Below are 23464 nucleotides of genomic sequence, written 5' to 3' on the forward strand. Positions count from 1 at the left end.
CGACGGACAGGATCAATATTCGGGTGGTGCGGCGGCGGTCGTGATCTGCGGGTCGAAGCGCCCGCCCGGTTCAATCTTCACGCAGTGCGCGCGCCACGCGACTCTCGGCGGGTTCCAGAACGACCCGGTTTTTCGTCATTCCTCTCGGGTGACGCGCCGCGCGGCTCGTTGGCACGGGCAAGAACGCCCGCCAGCGAGATATGCCTCATCATCCGCGATCCGATCGCCGGTCTGCTCCTTCTGGAGGCGCGCTGACGATGGGGGCGACCTGGCGCAGCTATGAGCTTGAGGACAAGGCATGGAGCTACGGCGGAAGCGCGCCGGTGTGCTTCTACTGCGGCATCCGCATCACCTGGACGCGCCCCCAGCACTCGCTGGGCATCAGAAAACGCACCTGCGATCATCTGATCCCCAAATCGGCCGGTGGTCCCAACCTCTATGAGAACCGCGTCGCCGCGTGCATGGAGTGCAATTCGGCGAAAGGTTCGACCGACGCCGTCACCTTCGTCCGCTCGCTGGGACGGTTCGCGCGGATCCGGCCGGCCGATGTCGAGGTGCACATCCGCAAGGTCGAAAAGGCGATGGCGCGCGCCAAGCACGAACAGGCGATGGAGCGGTCGCGCAAGGCGCGCGCGCGGTGGGGACCGCGAATACTGAAATGGTTGCAGCGCGTGTATCGCTCCTGGCGGCTTGTTCCGAAACGGTAAGCCATTTGAGGACAAGCTCGGGCAATAGTCCTGCATACTGCGGCAAATTGGACCGATGTGCGAGTCTCCCTAGGGACGGATGCGCGCCATGGCCCAGGTGCCAAGGAAGGGTGCTAATCGGATGGATGTGAGAGTGCGATCCTGAGAGGGAGAAACGGGGGTATTACGAGTTATTTCATGGGTGGAATTAGCGCTGGTCGAGCGAGCCATGGCATGTAATCGGGTCGATGTGCGAGGCTGGGACAGGTGGCGCGTGGGAAGCCTTGGCGAGCAATGGATGCTTTAGCGCGGATTGCGCACCGCGGCACAGGTGGCAGTGGGGCTAATCGGATCGATGTGCGAGCCGGCAAGGTGGGAAATTGGACCGATGTGCGAGTGCTGGCCCCGACAATGAAATCCTGCGGGTACCTAGGCCTACCATGATGAATTAGGCAGTGGCCCAGCGTGCGGTGGCCAATTGGATCGTAGTGCGAGCGCGCAAGATGGCTATCGGGGCGTGTTCTCTTATCGTCGGCGACTTCCCATCACTGATACGCCGCCCCGATAGGTCGACGCCATATGCCCCCACGCACGCTCACTTCCAAATGCCATGGTCGACGCTAGATCCTGTGTGCCTTGATGAGATTTCGGGCGTAGGCGAGCGTGTTCTCCTGAGAGGAACGGGTGCGCCGTTTAGCGCCCCCAGGCATTGTCAGGCCTCCTCGTCGTCCTCTTCCGGATATAGCTTGGTGATCTCGGCGGGGAGCGACACGGTGAGTTCCCAGCCATTGACCGGGTCGTAGATCCCGACCCCCTCCTCCATGTCATCGAGCGTGGTGCGGGTGTGCGCCTGCTGCCCGTCACTTGCCGCAAGCCATTCCTCAGTGGCGTCCCAGGCAAAGGCCGGATCGGGATCGCAGTCATAGGCGTAGCGGGTGAAGGCCATGATCCATGCACGCTGGATGGTGTGCGCGAACACCATTACCGGGCCGCCGGGAAGATTCACCTGATAGAGTCGCATTGCAGTCTCCTGTTTAACGTTGCTGACAGAAGCGACTGTTGCAGAACGGGTGCTGGAACGCGGGTGGGAAATCACGATGCGGATGTCGCGCCGACGATCGGTGGCATCGCCGGGCCTCGCCGCCGTGCTCTACCGCGATTGCAGCGACCATGGCGGCAATCACGTGTCGTTGGCGTCTTGGCGAATGGCCTGTGCGAGCCGGGTGTCTGTCATGGCATGAGGTTCGTCGCTCCCTTCCGCCTGCCGATCTGCTCGATCCGCCCGAAAGCCACGGCGGTGTTTCCGCCTAAATGGGTCGAGCTATTCCACGGTGCATGCGTGCGGGTGGGGCGCTGAAAACCAAAGTCCTAGAAATCGCCAAGACCTCCCATCCGGGTCGCGCCTATCAGGCGCTTTCCCGACATTCCAAGCCATCCTCCGGTGAATAGAGGTGTTATGAGAGACGCTTGAGACGCCGGCCCATCACAGCGTCTGGAACAGTTGGCGCATTGTCTCACGGACCTCCTTCAACGCCGGCCCCTTAAGTTCCAGTTCGGCTTGCTCCACAAGCGCCCCGGCCTCCGTGACAAGGATCTCGCGTCGCTGTGCCGAAGTTGCGCCCAGTCTGACGCCGTTCAGCCGTTCGAGAAACATCCTCGCCGCAAGGGGACTCGTGGCAGCGGACGCGCGAACGGCACCGAAGCTACGCCGCACGAAATGGTCGAAATCGTCGGCCAGGGGCTGCACACGTGCGCGGTCATAGCCTTCCTGCTCCGGCCCCTCGCCCAGATCTCGGTCAGCGAGCTTCGCAAGCGCTGCGCCCATCCAGTGGATGCTGGTTATGGCGGTGAAAGGGTCATTGATTCCGGGGGACAGGGCGCGCAGCGCGATCTCGACCAGTTCGTCGATCAGGAACTCCAGATCCTGTGTGGGCGTCCGGGAATTGCCGAGCGAGAAGCAGCTCAGGATTCGCTGCTGGATGGCCTCGCTGGCAGCCTCGCTTGTTTCCACCACCGGCACGTGGGGATGAATGAAATCGCCGGTGCGAATGCGCAGCGCGATTGCCAGCCCTTCCTCGCGAGCGATCTCGTCAAGCTCGGCGAAATCGATAATCTCCACATAGCCCATGCTTCTGGCGGTGATGGGAGTTCCCGTTATGCGCCTTTCCGGTTCCCTCGATCCGCCTTCGATCGGAAACCTGCGTTCGATATCGTGGATCAGTTTACGCCCGATTTCACCCAGGACCGTGTTGATCCTTATGCTCGCGGGAATATGGTGGAGGAAATAAACCAGCACGCCGATCGCCAGAATTGCGAAGGCGGCCGACACCATCATCGAAAGTTGCGGCACGAAACCGGTGAGCGTCTCCCCCGCCACATCGGCGGCCGACGTGTCCCGTGGGTCCTGAACCACCCGAAGCACGACAAGATTGTAGACGAAAGTCGCGATGAAAACGCCCAGCGAGAACTGGTTTCCGCGATTGTTCATGAAGTTGGTCAGCAGTCGAGGCCCGTAATTGCCCGAGGCGTAGGCGACAGCCGCGATCGTGATGGCAAAGACGGTCGAGGCGATCGCGATCATCGCGCTTGCGATGACCGTCAGTTGAGCCCGCGCCCCTTCCGGGCGGCTCCCCTCGAACCAGGGGAAGAGGCTGAGCCAGTCGACGCTTCGTGTCCGGTCAAGGTGGATCGTCCCGAGCGCGAGAAGGATCGCGGCGAAGCTCAGGACTGAAGGAATGAACCAGTAGCTGGATTTGATGCTCAGCCAGAGCGCGCGGAGACGGCTTCTCATGCGATTTCAGTCGAAAGTCTGATGGGCCGGCATTTCTCAACAACGCTCCGGACTGTAGCGCGATCCGCGCTCAGCCTTCGCGCAAACTGAGAGTCGCCTGAATTTCCGTCGACAGGCGCTCAATCGTATAGGGTTTGCGGAGCACGCTGATGTTCTCGCGCGCGGCTGCAATCGCGGCATCGCTGTATCCCGTCATCAACATCGTCGGAAGCGCTGGCCACCGCTCGCCGATCTCCTGAACCAGGTCAAGTCCGCTTCTTCGCCCCGGCATGACCATGTCGGATATCACAAGATCGAAGTTTTCATCCGTATTCAGCAGATCGACGGCCGCATCGCCGGAAATGGCGCGTTCACTGTCATATCCAAGCGCGGCCAGCATCTCCCGGATCATCGCGGCGACCTGGTCATCGTCTTCGACGAGCAGAATCCTTCCATTCCTGTGGCCCGCCACATCCCGCCGCGTCACCAATTCCGATTCCGGAAGTGCTTTCAGTGTTCTCGGCAACAGGAGCGATATCGTTGCGCCGCTGCCCGGCTCGCTTTCGACCTGGACCTCGCCTCCCGAGGAGCGGGTGAAACCGTAAACCTGACTCAATCCAAGGCCGGTTCCTTTCCCCACGCCCTTGGTGGTGAAGAACGGGTCGAAGATGCTGGAGAGCAGTTCGGGCGCAATGCCGCTGCCGGTGTCCGCGACGGAAACGCGTACCCGATCGCCGTCCCTGCCGGTTTCGTTTTCGACGCTGATGACAATCCGGCCGCCGCCGGGCATCGCGTCGCGTGCATTCAGGACGATGTTGAGCAACGCAACCTCAAGCTGGGATGGATCGACTTCCACCGGCCAGAGCTGCGGCGCAATCCGGTAGTCGACGCTGAAATTCTCGCCCAGCGAGCGCTCCAGCAGCGTGTCCATGCTGCGCAGCCGCCTGCCGATATCGACCACTTCGGGATGGAGGGGCGATTTGCGCGCAAAGGTCAAAAGCTGCTGCGTCAGCTTGGCGCCGCGATCGATCGCGTGACGGATGCCCGCCTTCAGCTTTTCGATCTTTACCGGGTCGGAGGTGCGATCCATCAGGTCCAGTCCGCTCTGGGCGACCATAAGCAGATTGTTGAAATCGTGCGCGACTCCGCCGGTCAGCTGCCCCATCGCCTCCATTTTCTGCGACTGGCGCAGCGCTTCCTCCGCCTTTTCGCGGTTTCTTATTTCGGCGCGCAGCTTGTCATGGGCTTCGCGCAGCGATGCATAGGATGAGCCGAGCACCGCGATCAGCAGTGACGCCATCAGCACCAGCAAGGCGATGCCCAGATAGCGAAGCCCGCGGCGGGGCCAGCGTTCCAGCGAACTGCGCAGATAGACGGAGCCGAGGGACGTGTCGCCCTGGGCGACCTTGGCGGTCACGATGAGATCCCGATCGACGATCCGGGGCGGGATCAGCCTGCCGGTTTTTGGCGGCGGGGCGCCGGACAGGCTGAACTGCCCCATGAGACGGCCCTCGTCGTCATATGCGCCCGCAGCCTGGATGTCCGGGTTCTTGCGTAACGCGGCAAGATATTCCTGCACGGCAATGGCGTCGTCAAAGGCGAGCGGGGCGGCGATGCTGGCGGCCAGGATCTCTGCCTGCACACTTGTCTGGCGGATTTTCTCCGCCTTCAGCAAGCGATCGTTCTGGAAGGCGAGCAGAATGGCCGCGCCCAAAAGGGCGGAGGCAATGAATATTGCCGCGCGGGGCGTGATGGCGGACAGCTGGTTCGGTTTCATCTGTCCTCCACCGCGACAGCAAGTCCAAGCAGCTTCGAGCTTATCCTGAGGCCGCTTGCCCTTGCCGCGCGTTCGTCGATACGGAAACGCACCCGGCCGCCTTGCATGACGAAATCGATCATTCCCCCGGCAACGCTCTTGCTCCTGTCGGTGACCGTCAGGATCGGCTTTGCGGCCTTCCCGGATAGTATATCCGGATCGAGATCCGACGTTTCCCCGGCGAAGAGCAGGTTGCAGCCGGCGGGGTTCGCATCCTTCAGCCTGCGAACAATGATGGTGCGGCCATGAACCCTCTGTCCCCGTACCACCTCATCAAGCACCGGGCCGAACGGATCCTGGCCGCTGAGGCATATCTGGAAAGGGGCGGTCGCGCTTGCGAATGCGTTGGCAGGCCAATCGACGAACGGCACGAACTTGAACAGAAAACTTGCCTTCACCGCCTGTTCGAGGGGCGGATCAGCCCCGGCCGCCGCACTCGTCGGCACGGTTCCGGCAATGAATATGGCGACAGCCGCCGCCCGCCGCATCCGGCGGAAAGCGCGCGCCGATCCTAGATATGCCATTTCAGCGCAACATAAACGCTGCGCGGCACCGGGCTCGCCTGCGTGGCGGGAAGCTCATAATGTCTTTTGTGAAGCAGGTTGAAGCCGGAGATCGAAAGCTCCGCCTCGTCGATGAAGCGCCACCCGATCCGCGCGCCGAGTTCCACATAGCCGGGCACATGGGGATCGGGCAGGCGGCTGACATACCGCAGGTCGGCATCCACATTGATGCGCGGGCCGATATCCATCGAAGATCGCAGCGACACGCGGTGCTTGGGGTCGTTACCGATCTGGCTGATCCCCAGCAGTTCGCTTGCGCCCGACTTGAAGTCGAACTTCTGGATCAGCAGGCTATAGCCCGGCTTCAGCCGCCACCAGTCGGTGATCCTGAAATCGCCCCAGGCGTCCAGGCCGTAGCTGGAGCCTTTGATGCCATTGCCCCACTGAAGCGGCAGAAACCCGCTGGGGGCGAGTTCAATGTTCCGCAGATCGTCATACAGATTGTAGAAGGACGAGACGGACAGCGATGCCTGGGATGTGAGGACAAGGCGCACGCCCGCTTCAAGGGCAGTCAGCTTCTCGGACCGGAAATCTGCGGGTCCGAGCAGGAATACGGTATCGCCCACCGTTTCCACCACGTCGCGGTCGAACGGGGTGGGCGACCTGATCGCGCGAGATGCCGCCGCCCAGAGCATCGATGTTGAGCTGGGCTTCCAGGAAAGGCGCGCGCTGGGCAGCAGCACCGCACCGGAATATGGGTCTCTCTCCAGCTTCAGCCCGGCGATCGCCGTCAGCGAAGGCGTCAACGCCATGCTGTCCTGCACGAACATATTGGCGAGAAACAGGGTGCGCTTGTCAGGAGAAAAGGCAAGGCCGGGCGCTTCGTCGATATTGTACCGGGTCACCCTCGCGCCGCCGCCCCATACGAGGTTGTGACTGGCGGCAAGCTGGAAACTGTGCTGGAAATCCACGTCGAACGTATCGAGCTGGAACCTGCCGTTATCCTGGCGAGTCTCGCGACCCGCATGGTCGTAATAGACCTGAAGCTGCAATGCCGAAGCGCTGCTCCAGCTTCGGTTCCAGCGCGCGACGATATTGCCTCCCCGAAAGACCTCGTTAGGCAACGCGCCCTGACCCCGGGAGCCGCGCTGGATGTCCCCCTGGAAAGTGACCAGATCCGCGTCCGACGGGCTCCAGTCAAATCGCGCGCCGGCCTGGACGCGATAAGCATCGTCATCGGCGGTTTCCACGCTGTCGGGGCGTCGGCGACCCTTCACGTACAGCCGGTAATTGATCGTGTCGTTGATCCGGTCTCCGAAGCGGAGGGCGGCGTCGAACAGCTTGCTGCCGCCCAGCGCGCTGACATAGCCTCCCTGGCTGGCACCGGCATTGCGGGTCACGATGTTGATGACCCCGTTGACTGCATTGGCGCCCCACAGGGTCGCACCGGGGCCGCTGATCACCTCTATGCGGTCGACATCTTCGGGGATGATATCCTGCATGTCCCAATAGACGCCGGAAAACAGCGGCGAATAAACGCTCCTGCCGTCGATCAGGACGAGCAGCTTGTTGGGGAAGTTCTGCGCTTCAGGATTGCCGCTCAGCCCCCTGGCGGTGATGGTTGCGCCGCTGGCGCTGCTCCTCAGCACTTGCAGGTTCGGCGCGAGCCTCAATATGCCCGGAAGCGTGACCGTTCCCGCGCGCACGATATCATCATGCGTGATCACATAGATCGAGGCCGGTGCGTCGGAAAGGCTGGCGGCCGACTTTGTGACCGAGGACACATCCAGGTTCGCCAGCGCATCGATCGGCATGTCCCGCAGTTCCTCGACGCTTTGCGCGGCGCACGGAAGGGAAATACACGAGAGAGAACCAACCAGCGCCCCTATGAGCAGTCGTGTGCCTTTGGCATCTTCCGCCATGCTTGAGCGTTCCCCCCGAAACAGCAGCCGATGTCGCTGTAAATGCTAACGACGTACGCACGAAGCTTTTTTTGGTTCCGCATGCGCAATATCTTGAACATTGAACCGCATCTTCCATAGCGGTGATCAACTCGCTGACGCAGGACAGGCCCCAATGTGGAGGCATCTGTGTCGGCATTGCGGTAGACATGCTACGGATCGAGTATCGCGCCCGCGCGTTAAGGACTCCATTGCTACAATTTGAAAGATATTTGAATGGCCACGTCCTTTCACGTCGCCGGGCTGTGCCCCAGTGCGTCTCAATTTCTCAACGATGACTTTCAGCGCGGTCTTGCCCGGTGGAACCGGGAGCGGCTAGCCCCGCAGATGATCGAACCGGACTGGGCGGACCGGCTGGCCAGCGATCAACGCATGCTGCGGCTTGAAGGGGCGTTTCTGGAAGAACTCCGGCAGGAAATTGCAGCAAAAGCTGCAGAAGCGCCTGAAGACGCGGAAAGCTTCCTGGCTTGGTTCGAGCTCTTGAAGGTTGAGGGGCCGGGCCAGGGCGATCCGCTTTTCCCCTGGCTGGCGGAAGAAGCCTCAACCGACGCGCTCCGCTTATTCTTTGAGCAGGAGGCGGCCGGCGAAGCGGGCTTCGACGATCTTGTCGCCTATACCCAGATCAAGCTGCCCTCACGGCCAAAGCTTGAGTTGGCGCGCAACTATTGGGATGAGATGGGCCGGGGCAATGCCAAAGGCATGCACGGCCCAATGCTCGGCGATCTGGCGGCAACGCTCGCGGTGGAGCCGCGTATCGAACACACCGTGTGGGAAAGCCTTGCTCTCGCCAACGCCATGACGGCAATGGCGACCTGCCGCAGATATGTATGGCAATCGATCGGGGCCTTGGGCGTGATCGAAATGACGGCGCCAGGGCGATCCGCGATGGTTGCAAAAGGGCTGCGCCGCATCGGCCTGAGTGATCGCGAGCGGCGCTACTTCGATCTGCATGCCGTGCTTGACGTCAAGCATAGCGAAGCATGGAACCGGGAAGTCATAGCGCCCTTGATTGCGGAAGACCCACGACGGGCGCGGCCCATTGCCGAAGGCGCCCTCATCCGTCTCACATGCGGCGCCCGCTGTTTTGAGCATTATCGTTCGATTCTGCGGTTGCCCGAGCAGTGCACCGGAGGCGAGTGACGGCTGGATGTGCCTTGGCCGCATGTGCGGCCACCAATGGCTCAGTCGTTCAGCGTTCGGGCGCGCGGGGTTTGTAGCGCGGCAGCGACCATCCGAATGCAAGCGCCCCGGCGCGAAGGCCGAAGCCCGCCGCCAGCGCCAGTCCTACCGACAACTCGCGCGACACGCCCATGGCGTCGAGACCGATGAAAGTGGACGCCGCGGCAACCGCTGCGGTGACATAGATCTCGCGGGAGAAAATGATCGAGTCTTCCTTGCCAAGCACGTCGCGTATGATTCCGCCGAAGCAGGCGGAGATTACCCCCATGGTTATCGCGACGAGCGGAGCTTCTCCAAGGCTCGCCGCCTTCTCGGCCCCCGCAGTCGCGAACAAGCCAAGACCGAGCGCGTCGAGCCAGAGGATCAGCCGGTAGCGGGAAGCGGCGAGATGGGCGGTGAAGAAGACTGCGATCGACACGAGGATGCACACGCCGAGATATTGCGGACGTTCAACCCACAGCACCGGGTGGGCGTCCAGGAGGAGGTCGCGTATGGTGCCGCCGCCAATGCCGGTGACGGTTCCCAGAAGAATGAAACCGACGACGTCCATCTGATTGCGCGAGGCGACCAGTGCGCCTGTAATCGTGAAGACCACGATGCCGAGCCAGTCGAGCAGGATGATGCTGTTCTCAAACATCGATTAAGAGTCTCTCCATTCGCTCTCCGGGCGGCGCAGAGAGATCCGAAAATTCCATAGTGGAAAGAAAAACAGCTATCGAATCCAAAAAGCGTCGTCCGCCGCCAACTCCCCTCGGCTCGTGTTGCGTACATCATGTGCAAGCCTGGGGAACGGCATTCGGCGCGGCGTAATTGACTTGCGGAGGCAAGGCAGGCATCTTCCCATCATGGTGGCTCGGGTCATTTTTTCGCGTTTCTGCTTTCGGGGCGGACGACTTCTCGCGGGCATGTAGCCCCGGGTTCCGGCGGATGACGCCCTGAGCCCGGGGCGGCACATGTCAGACCCAGCACCGGACACTCAGTCCGATGCGCCAATTCCCGGAAAGCCCTACACCATGACACGCAGAACGGCGCCAAAGCGGCCGCCCATCCATATGATCGACACAGAAGCAGATACCCTCGCCGATCTGGCAGTCGGCGTTCAGGATCGCCTGCGGCAGGTCAGCGAACTGCTTCTTGAGGAAATCTCCCGCGCCACGATTCACCGGGCGGACCGGATTCCCGGCAACGTCGTCACGATGAACGCCGAGGTTGAATTCGTCGACGAGGCGAGCGGCGCGACGCGGATCGTGCAACTGGTCTATCCCCGGCAGGCCGATATTGCGGCAAACCGTATATCCATTCTGACCCCCGTGGGCGCGGGGCTGATCGGTCTGCGTGATGGTCAGTCCATTCTCTGGCCAGACCGGGAGGGGAATGAACGCAGGCTCACGATCGTCAAGGTGCGCCAGGCTAGCTGCGACGAGGCAATGGCCAACTGAAACACCCGTCGCGCTGCCGAATACGGCTGCGAATGGACGGCATCACCACAGGCGTCACGAAGGCCAGCCCGCCCGTTCGGAGAGAACCGAAAGGACATGGGAGCGTCCGGTGATGACGTCGTCCATTCCGTTTTCCGTCAGGCGGCCAGAAGTTCGTCGGCCGGGCCGAAGAACTCATAGTGAATGCGATCGGACGGAACCCCTGCGAGCGACAGGGTGGAAACCGCGTGGCGCAGGAAGGGCCGCGGCCCGCAGATATAGAAATCGGCGTCAGCGACAGGGGTGTTGGTGGCCAGCCATTCGTCGGTGATGATCCCGGCCCTGTCATAGTCGCGGCCTTCCACCTCGTCGGCTAGCGGGGTCTGGTGGAACTCGGTCACGCGCACCGTCCTTGCCTTGGCCGCCAGGTTGCGGACATGGTCGCGCATCGCATGTGTGTCGCGGTCATGGGTGCCGTGGACATAGTGGACCGGCACGTCGATGCCCCTTGCGACGAGCGCTTCCAGCATCGCCACCATCGGGGTCAGGCCGACACCGCCGGAGAGCAGCACCACCGGCCGTTCGGTATGCTCGTGCAGGAAGAATTCGCCGGCGGGGGCGGCGACTTTCAATATGGTGCCGGCCTTGGTCGCGTCATGCAGCCATCCCGAGGCAAGGCCATGCGGCTCGCGCTTGACCGAGATGCGGTAGCTTTCACCATTCGGCGCCGAGGAGATCGAATAGTTGCGCTTGACCGGAGGATGTCCCGGAATCGCGAACCAGAAGGTCAGATACTGACCCGGCCGATGCGCCATCACCGGGCCGCCATCGACAGGACGCAGGATGAAGGAGTTGATCACGCTGCTTTCGCGGATGACCTCCTCTACCCGGAAATCACGCCAGCCGTTCCAGCCGCCGGCCGTATCCTTCTGTTCGGTATAGATGCGGTCTTCGCGGGCGATCAGGATATTGGCGAGAAACCAATAAGCCTCACCCCAGGCGGTGAGAATCTCTTTCGTCGCGGCGTCGCCGAGGACGGCCTTGATCGCGCCCAGTAGCGCTTCGCCGACATAGGGATAATGTTCAGGCAGGATCTGCAGGCCGACATGCTTCTGCGCGATCCGCTCCACGGCTGGCGCGAGCGCGCCGAGATTGTCGATATTGCTGGCATAGGCCAGAATTGCGCCTGTGAGCGCGCGGGGCTGCGACCCGGCATCGCCATGATGCGACTGGTTGAACAGGTCGCGGATCGCCGGGTTCTGGAACATGCGCGAATACATTTCGCCCACGATATCCAGACCATGGGCTTCCAGCGCCGGGACTGTCGCCTTGACGAGCGCAATGGTCTGATCGCTGAGAGGTTGCGTCATCGAAATCTCCTGTGATTTGAACGGTGAACGAGGAAAAGGATTGGCGCGTCAGTCGCCGGGGGGCTGGTCGTAGAAATCGACCCGCATCTTCATCGGGCCGAGCGGTGTCACATAATGGGGTTGCTGCGGAAGGATGAGGCCAGGACTGGCGGGGGTCAGCACGACTTCCGAGGGTGGATCGAGATAGGTGAGTTTGAGTTCGCCTTCGATGACGCGGATCAGGCCCCAGACGCCTGCCTTGGTGTCGTGGCGGGCGCGCAGGGCGGCCGGAAGCGTGTCCTGATCGAAAACCGGCGTGGATCGATAGGGGAGGATATCAGCCATGGTCAAACCGCCGCCTGGCTGGTGCCGGCCGGTCCGGGCGGCCGATCCAGTCGAAAGAACATCGCAAGCTGCAGGCTTTCGGCGATGCGGGCGGCCTTGTCCTGAAGGGCGAGCGCCGCGTCGGGCGACATCAGTTCGTCGGTGGTCTGCTTCCAGAGACTGAGCCAGCGTTCGAACAGTTCGGGCGTGATCCGGTGCTTGTGCTTCATATGCGCAGGGACCGGCTGGCCCTTGTAGCGGCCACTCCCCAGCATCACGGACGACCAGAACGCCGTCAGCTTTTCGAGATGCTCGGGCCAGTCATGAACGGCGTCGTTGAAGATCGGACCCAGTTCGGCGTCAGCCCGGACCCGGGCGTAGAACGCATCCACCAGCCGGGCGAGGTCTGCTTCGTCGATCCTTTGCGTGCTGTTCACGTCTCGCACCTCAATCATGCAATATGGATGCATCTATAACGATCAATTGAAAGATGCAACCACAATACATATTAATGCGGTGGGCCGAGATGCGGTCCGACGGAACGAATATGAAGCTGACCCTGTTCACCGACTATTCGATACGCGTGCTGCTCCATCTCGCGGCGCGGCCGGAACGGCTGTGCTCGATCGCCGAGGTGGCGCAGGCCTATCGCATCTCGCAGAATCACCTCATGAAGGTGGTGAACGACCTCGCCCGTTCGGGCTATATCGATAGCGTGCGGGGACGCGGCGGCGGCATCCGCCTGGGCAGGCCGCCCGAAGAGATCAACATCGGCGCTCTCGTCCGCCACACCGAGGAAGGCTTCAACCTGGTGGACTGTGGGAGTTGCGCCCTGGCCCCCGCATGCGGAATGACCGGCGTGCTGAAGGAGGCTCTGGGCGCGTTTCTGGCAGTTCTGGACCGGTACTCGCTCGCTGATCTCATGGGAAAACGTCAGGACCTGCGTCGACTCCTGGTGCAGCAGGAAAGCTGAGCGGCGGCCCTTGGCGTCGATGCGGCGGCATCACTCCTCCATAGCTTGCGTCCCGCTTCATTGTCGCCGATGACGGAGCGAAATCCGACGTGATGCATTCTTTCCGTAACCGGTCCGAATTCGCGCTCGCCCTCGTGAGCGGTGGCAAGGGAGGCGCGACTTGGCAGACGACGACAGGGACCAACGGGAAGAGACCGGCGACGAGCGAATCTCTACGGGCAGCGAGGGGCTCGACGACATTCTGGGCGGCGGGCTCGATCCGCATCGTATGTATCTGTACGAAGGTCGCCCCGGCACGGGGAAGACGACGATCGCGCTCCAGTTCCTCCTCGATGGCGTCCGGCGGGGGGAGCGGGTGCTCTACATCACGCTTTCGGAAACGCGCCGCGAATTGGCGCTGGTCGCCAAGCGCCACGGCTGGACGCTTGACGGAATCGACATTTTCGAGCTTGTGCCGCCGGAAACCTCACTCGATCCGGACCGCGAGCTGACGATATTGCACCCCGCCGAGGTGGAGCTGAGCGAGACCATCAACCTCGTCTTCGACAAGGTCTCCTCGCTCGATCCGGTCCGGGTTGTTTTCGACAGCCTTTCAGAGCTGCGTCTTCTGGCACAGAGTCCGCTCCGCTACCGGCGTCAGGTCCTCGCGCTCAAGCATTTCTTCGCCGCCCGCAACTGCACAGTGATCCTCCTTGATGATCTCACCGCGTCGGAGGCAGACCTTCAACTGCACTCGATCTCCCACGGCGTGGTCAATCTTGAGCAACTCGCCATAGACTTTGGCGCGGAGCGCCGCCGTGTCCGCGTGGTCAAGATGCGCGGCATCCAGTTCCGTGGCGGCTATCATGACTTCACCATCGTCAAGGGTGGACTCAGGATTTTCCCGCGCCTCATCGCTGCCGAGCATCACGCCGAATTTAGGGGAGAGTTTACGCCGAGCGGCAATTCCGAGATCGATAAATTGCTTGGCGGCGGCCTGGAGCGGGGGACCAATGCTCTTTTCATCGGCTCTGCGGGGGTCGGAAAGTCCTCGCTCGCCCTGGGTTTCGCGCTGGCCGCTGCACGGCGGGGCGAGCATGCCGTTTTTTTCGCCTTCGATGAGGGGCGGGGCACACTGGAGGCACGCGCGCGGACGATCGGGCAGTCGCTCGATGAAGCTCTGGCCTCGGGTAAATTGCGCATACAGCAGATCGATCCGGCTGAACTCTCTCCCGGAGAATTCACGGCCAACGTCCGCGCCAGCGTGGAGCAGGACGGGGCGCGGATTGTCGTGATCGACAGCCTTAACGGCTATCTCGCCGCAATGCCCGACGAGCGGTTCCTGATCCTGCAGATGCATGAACTGCTCAGCTATCTGGGGCAACAGGGCGTGCTCACCATCCTTGTCCTCGCCCAGCACGGCTTGGTCGGCCCCATGGATACGCCTCTGGACATCTCCTATCTGAGCGACGCCGTGGTGATGCTGCGCTATTTCGAAGTGGGAGGCTCCGTCCGGCGCGCGCTTTCCGTGGTGAAGAAGCGCAGCGGCAATCACGAGCATACCATCCGCGAGTTCCGGCTGACTTCTGATGGAATTGCAGTCGGCCCACCACTCACCCAATTCTCCGGCGTTTTCTCAGGGACGCCGGTCTATGTCGGTGAAAAGGAGCCGCCAGCGGTTCCCGGGGCGAGCGATCAGGCGTAAACATGGAGGACGGCACGGTTCTGATCCTGGCGCCGGTCGGACGTGATGGGCCAGCCGCCGCGGAAATCTTTGCGCGTATCGGCGTCGAGGCGACGATCTGCACCGATTACGACGTGCTGATCGACCGCCTCGGCCCGCATTGCCTTGCGGTGGTTGCTACCGAGGAAGGGCTGTTCGGGAGGGACCTCACGCGCTTGACGGGCTGGATACAGGATCAGCCGGCATGGTCGGATATCCCCGTCATTATTTTCACCAGCCGCCTCCCCCAGCAGCGCATTGCCGATTGGCGCACCCGGCTTGTCGCGTCGTTCGGCAATGTGACGCTGCTTGAACGCCCGGTTCAGGCAATCACTCTGACCAGCTCCATCCGTGCCGCCGTCCGCGCCCGCGAGCGCCAGTACGAACTCCAGCGTTTGCTGAGCGAACTTGAACAGGGTAACGAGCGGTTTCGGCTCATCGTCGAAAATGCGCGCGACTATGCGATCATACTGAGCGATCCGGACGATCTCATCACGGCCTGGATGCCGGGCGCGGCCGCCGTTTTCGGCTGGAGCGAGGAAGAAATGCTCGGCAAGCCGATCTCCAATATCTTCACGCCCGAGGATCGTGCGAACGGCCTCCCGGAGCAGGAACTCAGCCGCGCACGTAAAGATGGCGAAGCGCCCAATGTCCGCTGGCACGCGACGAAGGGCGGCGGGCGCGTATTTCTGGATGGGCAGACGGTTGCCCTGCGCAATGACGATGGATCGATTCGTGGGTTCCTCAAGATCGGCAAGGACATCACGGAGCGCCAGCGCAATGAAGAGCGCCAGGCGGTCTTGCTGGCGGAATTGCAGCACCGGGTCCGCAATGTGCTCACTATGGTCGCGTCGATCATCAACCGCGGCGATCCTGGAGATACGACCGAGGATCTGCGCGAACGGCTGAGCGGCCGCATTGCCGCCATGGCGCGGACGCAGACGCTGCTGACACGTGGCGCGGGGGTGGGTGTCGAACTGGAAGGCATGGTGCGCGATGAACTGCTGGCGCATACCGCCGACCAGTCACGCGTGTCGGTGGAAGGGTTGCCCGTCACCCTTGCCCCCAAGGCCGCTGAAGTGCTGACGCTCGCGATCCATGAGCTTGCCACCAACGCCGCGAAATACGGAGCGATCCGCGCGCCGGCTGGAAAAATCGCCGTGCATTGGCGGCGTGAACAACGCGACGGGCAGGACTGGCTGGAACTTGAATGGCGGGAGAGCGGCGTGGAAATCGCGCAGCAATCCAACCGCCGCAAGGGATTCGGCACCGAACTGATAACGCGCCGCGTTCCATATGAATTGAAAGGGCGAGGCGAGCTGACGTTGAACCCGGACGGACTTCTTTGCGTGATCGCCTTTCCGCTCAAACCGGGGGAAAGCATTTTGCAGACCGATATACCGGGGCAATCACGCGGCACGGAGGAGATGCGCTTATGACCGATACATTGCTTGCCGGTCGATCGGTGCTGGTGATCGAGGACAATTTCTTCCTTGCCGAGGACGCGCGGGAGACGCTGGAGCGCGCCGGCGCCACTGTTCTGGGGCCGGTCGGCAACGCACAGGATGCACTCAGCCTGCTCGATCGGGAGACCCCCGATTGCGCGCTGCTCGATGTAAATCTCGGCGCCGGACCTGAGTTCGAATGCGCTCTGGCATTGAAGGCGCGGAACGTGCCATTCGTCTTTTTGACCGGCTATGATGCCAATGTCATTCCGCCGGAGTTCGAAGCCACACCGCGCCTCGAAAAACCCACCGAATCGCGAAGGATGCTGGGGGCGGTCGCCGCGCTTTGCAAGGGCGAGGCCGCCTAACGGACAGGACGCCTGCACGCTGTTGTCCCGGCTCGACGGAACCCCGTCTTAGCCAAATCGTAAGTTCCATGAAGGATCATGTCGCTTCCGGCGGATTTGCCTTTGCCGGATGAGGCGGCGAATATGCGATATATGCAACGGTTGATGGCGAAATCGGTGACTGGCGTGGCGGCGCTTGAGCGCGCCACCGGTCCGATCATCACCGGCTGGGTTGTGGTGGCAAGCCTGATCTGCGGACTGCGGCTGGGCTTTGCGGGCGCACTGCCGGGTTCTGAAGCGATGCAGCCGGCCATCGTCACGGGCTTTGCGACCTATGCGCTGGTCATCGCTTCCCCGGCCGTATTTCTGACGCTGGCGCTTCGCTGGTTTTCTGAACCGTCGCCCGCGCCCGCGCCCTGGTTCGCCAAGGGGCAGATGCGGTGGCGGCAGGTGACGGCTGCGGAGGCATCGCGGCACCGGCTCTACGGCCCTTATGGAATCATGTTCTCGCTGCTGATCGGCATATTGCTGAACGTGCCGGTGCGGACGCTCGAATATCTGGGCGCGATCCCGCCGATGCCTGATGCTGCGCCCCTGTGGCTCAAGACGCTGTCGGTGCTATGCCTTGCAGATGTCGTCGTGTTCAGCGCCTTCTACGCCATCTGCTTTGCGGCGGCGCTGAAACGGCACACGGCATTTCCCGTTCTGCTGATGGCGGTCTGGGCGTTTGATCTGGCGACGCAGTTTGCGATCAAGTCGCTGATCCATGTGGTGCCGGGAACGCCTGATACGGTCGCGGCGGCGGCGGACATGCTGTTCGAAGGCAATATCAAGAAGGTGCTGATCAGCGTGACGCTGTGGCTCCCCTATCTGCTGCTGTCCCGCCGGATCAACGTGACATATCGGCATCGGGTGCGGGGCTGAGCGCCTGTCCAGTTTGTTCCCACTGAATCGAGCGACAGTGATCATAATCGAGACCTAGTTGCGTGTGAGTCTCAACAAGTAATGGCTGAATCGTCGGCCAGCTTTACAGACCGATAATTGTGCCTAAAACATGTGAACAACACATGTCATGGATATGTAACAAGATTCCATCCCGAAACGAGTTTTGGCACGGCTCATGCATCGCCAATCTTGCTCGGCAAGTGCAGCCAGAAGACGGCGGGGGGCGTTCTTTCCCGGAGTTCACCTTCTTTCACGGCCGTAATTGCCTGAGTGCTTGGAAGCAACGGGGCATCCCCGGATGGGGACTCCAAGTATTCGGGATTATGTCATGAAAAGCTTTTTGAAGAACCTGTGGAATGATGAATCCGGCGCATCGGCGGCGGAATATGCCTTGATCCTTGCCGTAATCGGCAGCGTAATTGCTATAGCTGCGCTAGGACTCGCTGAATCTATCGGCGGTGCTATGGACAATGCCTCGGCTTGCATCGACGCACCCAGCAACAGCACCTGCTGATCTCGCACGCTGGCAGGTCGGGCCTGAAAAGGCTTGACCTGCCAACCACTTCGTCGGATGCTTGCAACAGTTTGTCGCGTCCGGTTGCTTGATTTGAGTATCGGCCTCTATTGCGGAGGAGGGGGGCGTGGCGCGAGGACAATCGCTCATTATTCTAGGCGTCGCCATATTACTTGGCCTCGCCGCGGTTTTCATCGCAATGCGGTGGATCGCACCATCTGACAATTCGGCGACCGAATTCAGGCCGCAGGGTCTTGCAAAGATCGTTGTCGCCAGGGTGCCGCTCGACATGGGCACGCCCATTACCGAGGCATCGATCAAGCTGATCGACTATCCGGCATCGGCCCTTCCGGCGGGCGCGTTCACCACCACCGCGCAACTCACATCCGAACAGCGCGTGGCGCTGAACCGGATCGAGGCGAACGAGCCGATCCTCCTTTCAAAGCTTTCGGGCAAGGGCGGCCGCGCGTCGATTTCCGCGCTGCTCGACCCGGAAAAGCGCGCCGCATCGGTGCGGGTCAATGACATGACCGGCGTCGGCGGCTTCGTGCTTCCGGGCGACAGGGTGGACGTGCTCATCACCCGCACCCTGCCGGGCGAGGGCGATCGCACGATCACCGACATCCTGCTTCAGAACATACGCGTGCTGGGCATCGACCAGCAGGCCAGCGAAAATACCGACAAGCCGGTGGTGGTGAAAACCGCGACGCTTGAGGTGTCGCAGCTTGATTCCCAGAAGCTGGCGCTGGCGCAGCAGGTGGGTTCGCTCAGCCTCGCGTTGCGTCACAACGGCAATATGGCGCCGGAGCCGGTGCGTACCGTCAGCCTCAACGACCTGCGCGACGGATCGTCGGGCGCGCTTGCCGCCCCCGCCATGTTCCAGCGCGCCAGCTATGGCTATCGGCCCCGCGCCCGGCGCGTGGACAATGCAGTCACCATCGTGCGCGGTCTGGAATCCAGCAAATATTCCGTGGGTATCTATTCAGGGAATTAGGCGGAATACTTAACAAGGGGGAGCCGCTGCATGAGACGGCCAGTTGATTTTACCAGCCCCAAACGCCCGATGACGGCTGTTGCGGCTTGCATCCTTGCCCTGACCCTTCCGGTTACAGTCGTGCCCCATGTCGCGGCGCAATCGGCAAGCCCGGTGGATGTGGCGAGCGGGCCGCACGGCGGCACCTTTGAAGTGCCTGTCAACAAAAGCCAGGTGCTTCGCGTGGATCAGGCCTTTGGGCAGGCGTTGATCGGCAATCCGGAAATCGCGGACATCATGCCGCTCACCAACCGGTCGCTCTATGTGCTGGGCAAAAAGCCCGGGTCCACCAGCCTCACGCTTTACGACCGCAACAAGAATCTGATCGCGGTCGTCGATCTTGTTGTCGGGCCGGACGTGATGGGGCTGAAAAAGCAGCTTCACGACCTGATGCCCAATGAGCGCGTCGGCGCGCGCATATCGAACGACGCCATCGTGCTTTCCGGCATCGTCTCGTCCGGAACGGCGGTGGACCGCGCGCGGCAGATCGCCGAAACCTATGCCCCCGGCAAGGTCGTCAACATGATGGCGGTCGGGTCTTCCCAGCAGGTGCTGCTGGAAGTGCGCTTTTCGGAAATGCTGCGTTCCGCTGCGAAACAGATCGGCGTCAGCAGCGCCTTTTCATCGGACAGCGGCAAGTTTCTGGGTTCGACCGGAAGCAGCGTCTCGCTTCTCGCAGACGAGAGCGGCAACCCTGTGATTGCGCTTGGGGAAATCCTCGATACATTCGGAATCCTGAGCGGCAGCTTCGACATCGGAAAGCTGAACATCACCGGCTTCTTCGACGCGCTGGAACGCAAGGGCGTGGTCAACACCTTGGCAGAGCCAAACCTTGTCGCGCTTTCGGGCGAGACGGCGAGCTTCCTTGCGGGCGGCGAGTTTCCGATCCCGGTGTCGCAGGACAGCGGCGGCGGGGGTGGCGGCGGCGGGCTAAGCCGCTCGATCACAGTCGAGTTCAAGCCCTTCGGCGTCAGCCTGGGCTTCACGCCAACGGTGCTTGAGGACGGCCTCATCAACCTGGTCGTCGCGCCCGAAGTCAGCTCGATCGATCCATCGGCCTCGGTCGTCATCAATGGGCTCACGATCCCCGGCCTCCAGACGCGGCGCGCAAAGACCACATTGGAGCTGCGCGACGGCCAGTCCTTCGCCATTGCAGGGCTGATCCGCAACGACTTTCAGGACACGGTGCGCCAGTTCCCGGTGCTGGGGTCTATCCCGATCATTGGGGCGCTCTTCCGCTCTTCCGGCTTTCAGAAGCAGGAGACGGAACTGGTCATCATCGTGACGCCGCGGCTGGTGAAACCGGCAGCGCCGGAATCGCTGACGGTGCCGACCGACCGGGCGGCTGCTCCGAACGAGCTTGACCTTTTCCTGCTCGGCCGGACGGACCGGGCGGTTGGAGTCAACCCGATCAACCCGACCCAGCCCCCGGTGGATCGTCCCAAGGCGGTCGCTACAAGCGCGCCCACCGGCGTGGACGGCGACTATGGCCACATTTTGAGGTGACGATCATGCGCAGCAAGACAGCAACCATCGCGATCGGGGCCGGTGCAGCGATGCTCCTTGGCGGATGCACGCCGATCGACACTGGGCTTGGCGCGACCGTGAAGCACAACATGGCGCAGCACATAATCAACCCCGATCCGGAATATGCGGGCACGCCCGTGGAGGGAAGCTCGGGCGATCGCGCGGCGTCCGCGCTGGAGCGCTATCGCAAGGGCACGGTCAAGGAGCCGCAGACGATCCGCACGACCAGCGGCACGGGCGGCTCCGGTGGCGGATCGAGCATCGGTTCGGGCGGATCGAGATAGACGGAGTTGCAGGGAGACGGGAAATGCGCGTGCGTGGGACAGGGTTGCTGCGGTCGGAAGCCGGAGCCGTTGCGCCCACTGTCGCGCTGTCGCTTTTCGGCCTGATCGCGGCCGGCGGGCTGGCGTTCGACTATGCCCGGCTGGCGAGCCTCGATACGGAATTGCAGCAGGCGGCGGATCATGCCGCGCTGGCAGCGGCGAGCCAGCTTGATGGCGAGGCCGGGGCATGCGCAAGGGCCGCACAGGCGGCGAGCGCAATGGTGGTCAATGAGACACGCTTCGCCAATGACGGGCTGGGTATCACCATCGACGTAGCGAATGAAGCCGCGTGCGATGCGTTGGAAACTATCCGCTTTTATCAGGACAAGCCGAAAACGACCCCCGCGACAACCGACGCCGAGGCAAGGTTTGTAGAGGTGACGGTGGAAGCCCGCAGCGCAGATTACGCATTCACGCCCATAGCAGGCGCATTTAATTCAGGGAATCTGGTTGGCACCGCCTTCGCCGGTCTCGCCTCGGCAGTTTGCAAGATTCCCCCCATCATGATGTGCAACCCTGTTCCGGGAACCGCATATAACCCCGACAATCACCGGGGGCAGGGACTGAAATTGATCAAGGGTGGGAATAGTCCGGCGGCGGGGAACTTCGGATGGCTGGATGTGGGAGCCGCCAATAATGGGACACCCGACCAGAATATCGCGGTCGGACTGAATTCCGCATCCGTGTCATGCATTGCCGAAACCGAAGCAGATGTGGACACAGGCGTTGCAGCCGCTGTCATGGATGCCCTCAACGTCCGGTTTGACATATTCAACAATGGGTGGGCCAGAAATACATGCTATGACAGCAATAACTGTAACCCCTCCGACAATTCCACAAAAGATGTCGTTCGTCGTGCTAATCCTTCAAAAAATGCGTGTGGTGTAGCCAATAACAATAATGAATGGAAACTGCCTCCAAAATCCGATCAGTATCTTCCTACCGATTCCTCTGGGGATGATGGAACAGTTGTTCATATGGGATATCCGATGGACATCTGCCATTATGCTGATGTCGACGAGTGCGATGCATTCGGCGACGGCAGTTGGCGGCGGGACATCTATTTCAAGACCAACCATCCGACGCTGAGCGACGCAACCGGATCGAACTGGCAGGCGGTGACCGGCCTTCCAGCAAACGCCACCAGATATGATTTCTATGATTGGGAAAAGAACACGCCGGGGATGCTGCCCAATGTCTCCCGTAACCTTACGGGAGTAAATGGGGGCGCATTCACGCAACATGGCGCGCCGGTCTGCAAGGCTGGGATCTCGCCCAGTGCAACACAGCCGGACCGCCGCGTCCTAACCATCGCCGTTGTGGATAATTGTGAAGTCGCCGCTGGCGGATTGCCGAGGCTGTCCGGCGCTTCCATCCAAGCCAGTATCGGAACCTGGGCAGAAGTATTCCTTGTCCAACCGTCTATTTCGCGGTCGGACGCGGGAACGAGCGCGAGCGAGATTTATGTGGAAATCATCGGGACCGGCAAACCATCCGGCGATGGCGAAAACGGCCAGTTGGTGCGGCGCTCAGTGCCGTATCTGATCGAGTGACGGCGATGCTGTGGCGTTCACTTGCACGGGATCGCTCCGGCGCGGCGGCAGCCGAGATGGCGCTGGTGTCGCCGATGCTGATCATCCTGATGTTCGGATCGTTTGAGCTGGGGAATTATTTCCTGGATGAGCATGTCGTCCTGAAGGCAGTGCGCGACGGCGCGCGCTATGCGGCGCGTCAGAACTTCACGACGATGCCGTGCAGCGGGACTCCAACCGCCGATGCGGCGATCAAGAACCTGGTTCGCTATGGCAATATCGCTGGCAGCGGCGATCCGCGCCTGCGCTACTGGACGAGCAACAACACGATCGCCGTGTCGATCGCCTGCCCGAACAGCGGGACCTACTCCGGCATCTATAACGGGCTGACGGGTGGCGAGCGGATTGTGACCGTCACCGCGACGGTGCCCTATGGCTCGCTTTTCGGCGGTGTCGGCTTCGGCGTGGCCGGGCTTGATGTGACCGCGAGCGCGGAAAGCGCGCTGATGGGCATATGATGCGGCTGCTGACCCGCCTCGCTCATTCCTCTTCGGGAGCGACTGCCGCCGAGTTCGCGATGGTATTGCCGCTGCTTTTGATCTTCCTGCTGGGCATCATCGATGTCGGACGGCTGATGTGGACCTGGAACCGCGCGGAAAAGGCCACCCAGATGGGCGTGCGCTTCGCGGTGGTGACCGATATGGTTCCAGGCAATCTGGCCGATTATGATTTTGCCCTGCAAGGCGGCATCGCCGGCGGTGACCCGATCCCCACTAGCGCCTTTGCCAGCACGACCTGCGATAACGTCAACTGCACAAGCTGGGGCTACGACAGCACTGCCTTTACCAACATCGTCACCCGCATGCAGATGATGATGCCCGAGATACAGGCCGATAAAGTGCTTATCGATTACGAGAACGTCGGCCTCGGCTATGCAGGCGATCCCAACGGCCCGGACGTATCGCCGCTCGTTCGCGTGCGGCTGGCCAATCTTGATTTTACCCCCCTCAGCTTTGCCCTGTTCGGCGGTTCGGTCTCGCTGCCTGATTTTTCCGCGGCGCTGACGATGGAAGACGGCGTGGGCAATGTGTCGAATTGAGTGAGTAATTGAAAGTGA

General features: G+C 61.8%; 24 protein-coding genes. 15 read left to right on the forward strand and 9 right to left on the reverse strand.

Annotation, left to right across the window (positions count from 1 at the left end):
* Window positions 1–257: 257 nt before the first annotated feature.
* Entirely contained in the window at window positions 258–707 is a 450-nt protein-coding gene (locus tag BSL82_RS15940) for an HNH endonuclease signature motif containing protein (RefSeq protein WP_072598251.1), read from the forward strand.
* A 691-nt stretch (window positions 708–1398) separates the two neighbouring features.
* Here BSL82_RS15940 and BSL82_RS15945 read toward each other — a convergent pair.
* From BSL82_RS15945 to BSL82_RS15965, 5 genes are all read right to left on the reverse strand, one after another.
* On the reverse strand, window positions 1399–1707 hold the full coding sequence (locus BSL82_RS15945; protein WP_072598252.1) for a hypothetical protein: 309 nt from the start codon (window positions 1705–1707) through the stop codon (window positions 1399–1401).
* 462 nt (window positions 1708–2169) lie between these two features.
* A complete protein-coding gene (locus BSL82_RS15950; protein ID WP_072598253.1) occupies window positions 2170–3477 on the reverse strand; it encodes a DUF2254 domain-containing protein in 1308 nt (435 codons plus the stop codon).
* A 70-nt stretch (window positions 3478–3547) separates the two neighbouring features.
* Window positions 3548–5233: an ATP-binding protein gene (locus BSL82_RS15955; protein ID WP_072598254.1), complete on the reverse strand. Its 1686-nt coding sequence runs from the start codon at window positions 5231–5233 to the stop codon at window positions 3548–3550.
* Window positions 5230–5796 (reverse strand): TOL_0243 family YfiR-like periplasmic protein, encoded by a 567-nt coding sequence (locus BSL82_RS15960; protein WP_072598255.1) that lies wholly within the window; start codon window positions 5794–5796, stop codon window positions 5230–5232. Before BSL82_RS15960 ends, BSL82_RS15955 begins: the two co-directional genes overlap by 4 nt.
* Window positions 5784–7697: a TOL_0244 family TonB-dependent receptor gene (locus tag BSL82_RS15965; protein ID WP_072598256.1), complete on the reverse strand. Its 1914-nt coding sequence runs from the start codon at window positions 7695–7697 to the stop codon at window positions 5784–5786. The genes BSL82_RS15960 and BSL82_RS15965 overlap by 13 nt, the downstream gene beginning before the upstream one ends.
* A 255-nt stretch (window positions 7698–7952) precedes the next feature.
* Here BSL82_RS15965 and BSL82_RS15970 point away from each other — a divergent pair, with 255 nt between their 5' ends.
* Window positions 7953–8876: an iron-containing redox enzyme family protein gene (locus BSL82_RS15970; RefSeq protein ID WP_072598257.1), complete on the forward strand. Its 924-nt coding sequence runs from the start codon at window positions 7953–7955 to the stop codon at window positions 8874–8876.
* 49 nt (window positions 8877–8925) lie between these two features.
* On the opposite strand, the gene BSL82_RS15975 is transcribed toward BSL82_RS15970, so the two are convergent.
* A complete protein-coding gene (locus BSL82_RS15975) occupies window positions 8926–9552 on the reverse strand; it encodes a trimeric intracellular cation channel family protein (RefSeq protein WP_072598258.1) in 627 nt (208 codons plus the stop codon).
* A 376-nt stretch (window positions 9553–9928) separates the two neighbouring features.
* Between BSL82_RS15975 and rnk the strand changes: the two genes are divergently transcribed.
* Complete coding sequence (gene rnk, locus BSL82_RS15980) at window positions 9929–10354, forward strand: nucleoside diphosphate kinase regulator (protein WP_072598259.1); 426 nt, start codon at window positions 9929–9931, stop codon at window positions 10352–10354.
* Between the two features lie 137 nt (window positions 10355–10491).
* Here rnk and hmpA read toward each other — a convergent pair whose 3' ends face one another.
* The 3 genes from hmpA to BSL82_RS15995 are packed head-to-tail and all read right to left on the reverse strand — an operon-like array spanning window position 10492 to window position 12476.
* Entirely contained in the window at window positions 10492–11703 is a 1212-nt protein-coding gene (gene hmpA, locus BSL82_RS15985; RefSeq protein ID WP_072598260.1) for an NO-inducible flavohemoprotein, read from the reverse strand.
* A gap of 48 nt (window positions 11704–11751) precedes the next feature.
* On the reverse strand, window positions 11752–12027 hold the full coding sequence (locus tag BSL82_RS15990) for a TehB family protein (protein WP_072598261.1): 276 nt from the start codon (window positions 12025–12027) through the stop codon (window positions 11752–11754).
* A gap of 2 nt (window positions 12028–12029) precedes the next feature.
* On the reverse strand, window positions 12030–12476 hold the full coding sequence (locus BSL82_RS15995) for a group III truncated hemoglobin (RefSeq protein ID WP_072598262.1): 447 nt from the start codon (window positions 12474–12476) through the stop codon (window positions 12030–12032).
* Window positions 12477–12553: 77 nt separating this feature from the next.
* Here BSL82_RS15995 and BSL82_RS16000 point away from each other — a divergent pair, with 77 nt between their 5' ends.
* The 12 genes from BSL82_RS16000 to BSL82_RS16055 all read left to right on the forward strand — a co-directional run bounded on the left by BSL82_RS16000 (window position 12554) and on the right by BSL82_RS16055 (window position 23446).
* Window positions 12554–12979 carry an Rrf2 family transcriptional regulator gene (locus tag BSL82_RS16000; protein ID WP_072598838.1) on the forward strand — a complete coding sequence of 142 codons (426 nt, stop codon included), beginning with the start codon at window positions 12554–12556 and terminating at the stop codon, window positions 12977–12979.
* A gap of 160 nt (window positions 12980–13139) precedes the next feature.
* Window positions 13140–14663: an ATPase domain-containing protein gene (locus tag BSL82_RS16005; protein WP_072598263.1), complete on the forward strand. Its 1524-nt coding sequence runs from the start codon at window positions 13140–13142 to the stop codon at window positions 14661–14663.
* Between the two features lie 2 nt (window positions 14664–14665).
* Window positions 14666–16120, forward strand: a complete 1455-nt coding sequence (locus tag BSL82_RS16010; protein ID WP_072598264.1) for a sensor histidine kinase — start codon at window positions 14666–14668, stop codon at window positions 16118–16120.
* On the forward strand, window positions 16117–16494 hold the full coding sequence (locus BSL82_RS16015; RefSeq protein ID WP_072598265.1) for a response regulator: 378 nt from the start codon (window positions 16117–16119) through the stop codon (window positions 16492–16494). The genes BSL82_RS16010 and BSL82_RS16015 overlap by 4 nt, the downstream gene beginning before the upstream one ends.
* Before the next feature lie 132 nt (window positions 16495–16626).
* Window positions 16627–17397 carry a DUF2569 domain-containing protein gene (locus BSL82_RS16020; protein ID WP_226998505.1) on the forward strand — a complete coding sequence of 257 codons (771 nt, stop codon included), beginning with the start codon at window positions 16627–16629 and terminating at the stop codon, window positions 17395–17397.
* A 349-nt stretch (window positions 17398–17746) separates the two neighbouring features.
* A complete protein-coding gene (locus BSL82_RS16025) occupies window positions 17747–17932 on the forward strand; it encodes a Flp family type IVb pilin (protein ID WP_072598266.1) in 186 nt (61 codons plus the stop codon).
* Window positions 17933–18059: 127 nt separating this feature from the next.
* On the forward strand, window positions 18060–18926 hold the full coding sequence (gene cpaB / locus BSL82_RS16030; RefSeq protein ID WP_072598267.1) for a Flp pilus assembly protein CpaB: 867 nt from the start codon (window positions 18060–18062) through the stop codon (window positions 18924–18926).
* A 30-nt stretch (window positions 18927–18956) separates the two neighbouring features.
* The gene (locus BSL82_RS16035; protein WP_226998506.1) at window positions 18957–20471 is read left to right on the forward strand and encodes a type II and III secretion system protein family protein; all 1515 of its coding nucleotides are present in this window, start codon (window positions 18957–18959) and stop codon (window positions 20469–20471) included.
* 5 nt (window positions 20472–20476) lie between these two features.
* Window positions 20477–20776 carry a hypothetical protein gene (locus BSL82_RS16040; RefSeq protein WP_072598840.1) on the forward strand — a complete coding sequence of 100 codons (300 nt, stop codon included), beginning with the start codon at window positions 20477–20479 and terminating at the stop codon, window positions 20774–20776.
* 23 nt (window positions 20777–20799) lie between these two features.
* Entirely contained in the window at window positions 20800–22368 is a 1569-nt protein-coding gene (locus BSL82_RS16045) for a pilus assembly protein TadG-related protein (protein ID WP_072598269.1), read from the forward strand.
* Between the two features lie 5 nt (window positions 22369–22373).
* Window positions 22374–22865, forward strand: a complete 492-nt coding sequence (locus BSL82_RS16050; protein ID WP_072598841.1) for a TadE/TadG family type IV pilus assembly protein — start codon at window positions 22374–22376, stop codon at window positions 22863–22865.
* Window positions 22862–23446: a TadE/TadG family type IV pilus assembly protein gene (locus BSL82_RS16055; RefSeq protein ID WP_072598270.1), complete on the forward strand. Its 585-nt coding sequence runs from the start codon at window positions 22862–22864 to the stop codon at window positions 23444–23446. Before BSL82_RS16050 ends, BSL82_RS16055 begins: the two co-directional genes overlap by 4 nt.
* Window positions 23447–23464: the final 18 nt, after the last annotated feature.

The organism is Tardibacter chloracetimidivorans, assembly GCF_001890385.1.
GTDB lineage: Bacteria > Pseudomonadota > Alphaproteobacteria > Sphingomonadales > Sphingomonadaceae > Tardibacter > Tardibacter chloracetimidivorans.

Coding starts and splice junctions, on each gene's coding strand:
- BSL82_RS15940 (WP_072598251.1), top strand. CDS start 258: ATGGGGGCGACCTGGCGCAGCTATGAGCTTGAGGACAAGGCATGGAGC.
- BSL82_RS15945 (WP_072598252.1), bottom strand. CDS start 1,707: ATGCGACTCTATCAGGTGAATCTTCCCGGCGGCCCGGTAATGGTGTTC.
- BSL82_RS15950 (WP_072598253.1), bottom strand. CDS start 3,477: ATGAGAAGCCGTCTCCGCGCGCTCTGGCTGAGCATCAAATCCAGCTAC.
- BSL82_RS15955 (WP_072598254.1), bottom strand. CDS start 5,233: ATGAAACCGAACCAGCTGTCCGCCATCACGCCCCGCGCGGCAATATTC.
- BSL82_RS15960 (WP_072598255.1), bottom strand. CDS start 5,796: ATGGCATATCTAGGATCGGCGCGCGCTTTCCGCCGGATGCGGCGGGCG.
- BSL82_RS15965 (WP_072598256.1), bottom strand. CDS start 7,697: ATGGCGGAAGATGCCAAAGGCACACGACTGCTCATAGGGGCGCTGGTT.
- BSL82_RS15970 (WP_072598257.1), top strand. CDS start 7,953: ATGGCCACGTCCTTTCACGTCGCCGGGCTGTGCCCCAGTGCGTCTCAA.
- BSL82_RS15975 (WP_072598258.1), bottom strand. CDS start 9,552: ATGTTTGAGAACAGCATCATCCTGCTCGACTGGCTCGGCATCGTGGTC.
- rnk (WP_072598259.1), top strand. CDS start 9,929: ATGACACGCAGAACGGCGCCAAAGCGGCCGCCCATCCATATGATCGAC.
- hmpA (WP_072598260.1), bottom strand. CDS start 11,703: ATGACGCAACCTCTCAGCGATCAGACCATTGCGCTCGTCAAGGCGACA.
- BSL82_RS15990 (WP_072598261.1), bottom strand. CDS start 12,027: ATGGCTGATATCCTCCCCTATCGATCCACGCCGGTTTTCGATCAGGAC.
- BSL82_RS15995 (WP_072598262.1), bottom strand. CDS start 12,476: ATGCATCCATATTGCATGATTGAGGTGCGAGACGTGAACAGCACGCAA.
- BSL82_RS16000 (WP_072598838.1), top strand. CDS start 12,554: ATGAAGCTGACCCTGTTCACCGACTATTCGATACGCGTGCTGCTCCAT.
- BSL82_RS16010 (WP_072598264.1), top strand. CDS start 14,666: ATGGAGGACGGCACGGTTCTGATCCTGGCGCCGGTCGGACGTGATGGG.
- BSL82_RS16015 (WP_072598265.1), top strand. CDS start 16,117: ATGACCGATACATTGCTTGCCGGTCGATCGGTGCTGGTGATCGAGGAC.
- BSL82_RS16020 (WP_226998505.1), top strand. CDS start 16,627: ATGCAACGGTTGATGGCGAAATCGGTGACTGGCGTGGCGGCGCTTGAG.
- BSL82_RS16025 (WP_072598266.1), top strand. CDS start 17,747: ATGAAAAGCTTTTTGAAGAACCTGTGGAATGATGAATCCGGCGCATCG.
- BSL82_RS16035 (WP_226998506.1), top strand. CDS start 18,957: ATGAGACGGCCAGTTGATTTTACCAGCCCCAAACGCCCGATGACGGCT.
- BSL82_RS16040 (WP_072598840.1), top strand. CDS start 20,477: ATGCGCAGCAAGACAGCAACCATCGCGATCGGGGCCGGTGCAGCGATG.
- BSL82_RS16045 (WP_072598269.1), top strand. CDS start 20,800: ATGCGCGTGCGTGGGACAGGGTTGCTGCGGTCGGAAGCCGGAGCCGTT.
- BSL82_RS16050 (WP_072598841.1), top strand. CDS start 22,374: ATGCTGTGGCGTTCACTTGCACGGGATCGCTCCGGCGCGGCGGCAGCC.
- BSL82_RS16055 (WP_072598270.1), top strand. CDS start 22,862: ATGATGCGGCTGCTGACCCGCCTCGCTCATTCCTCTTCGGGAGCGACT.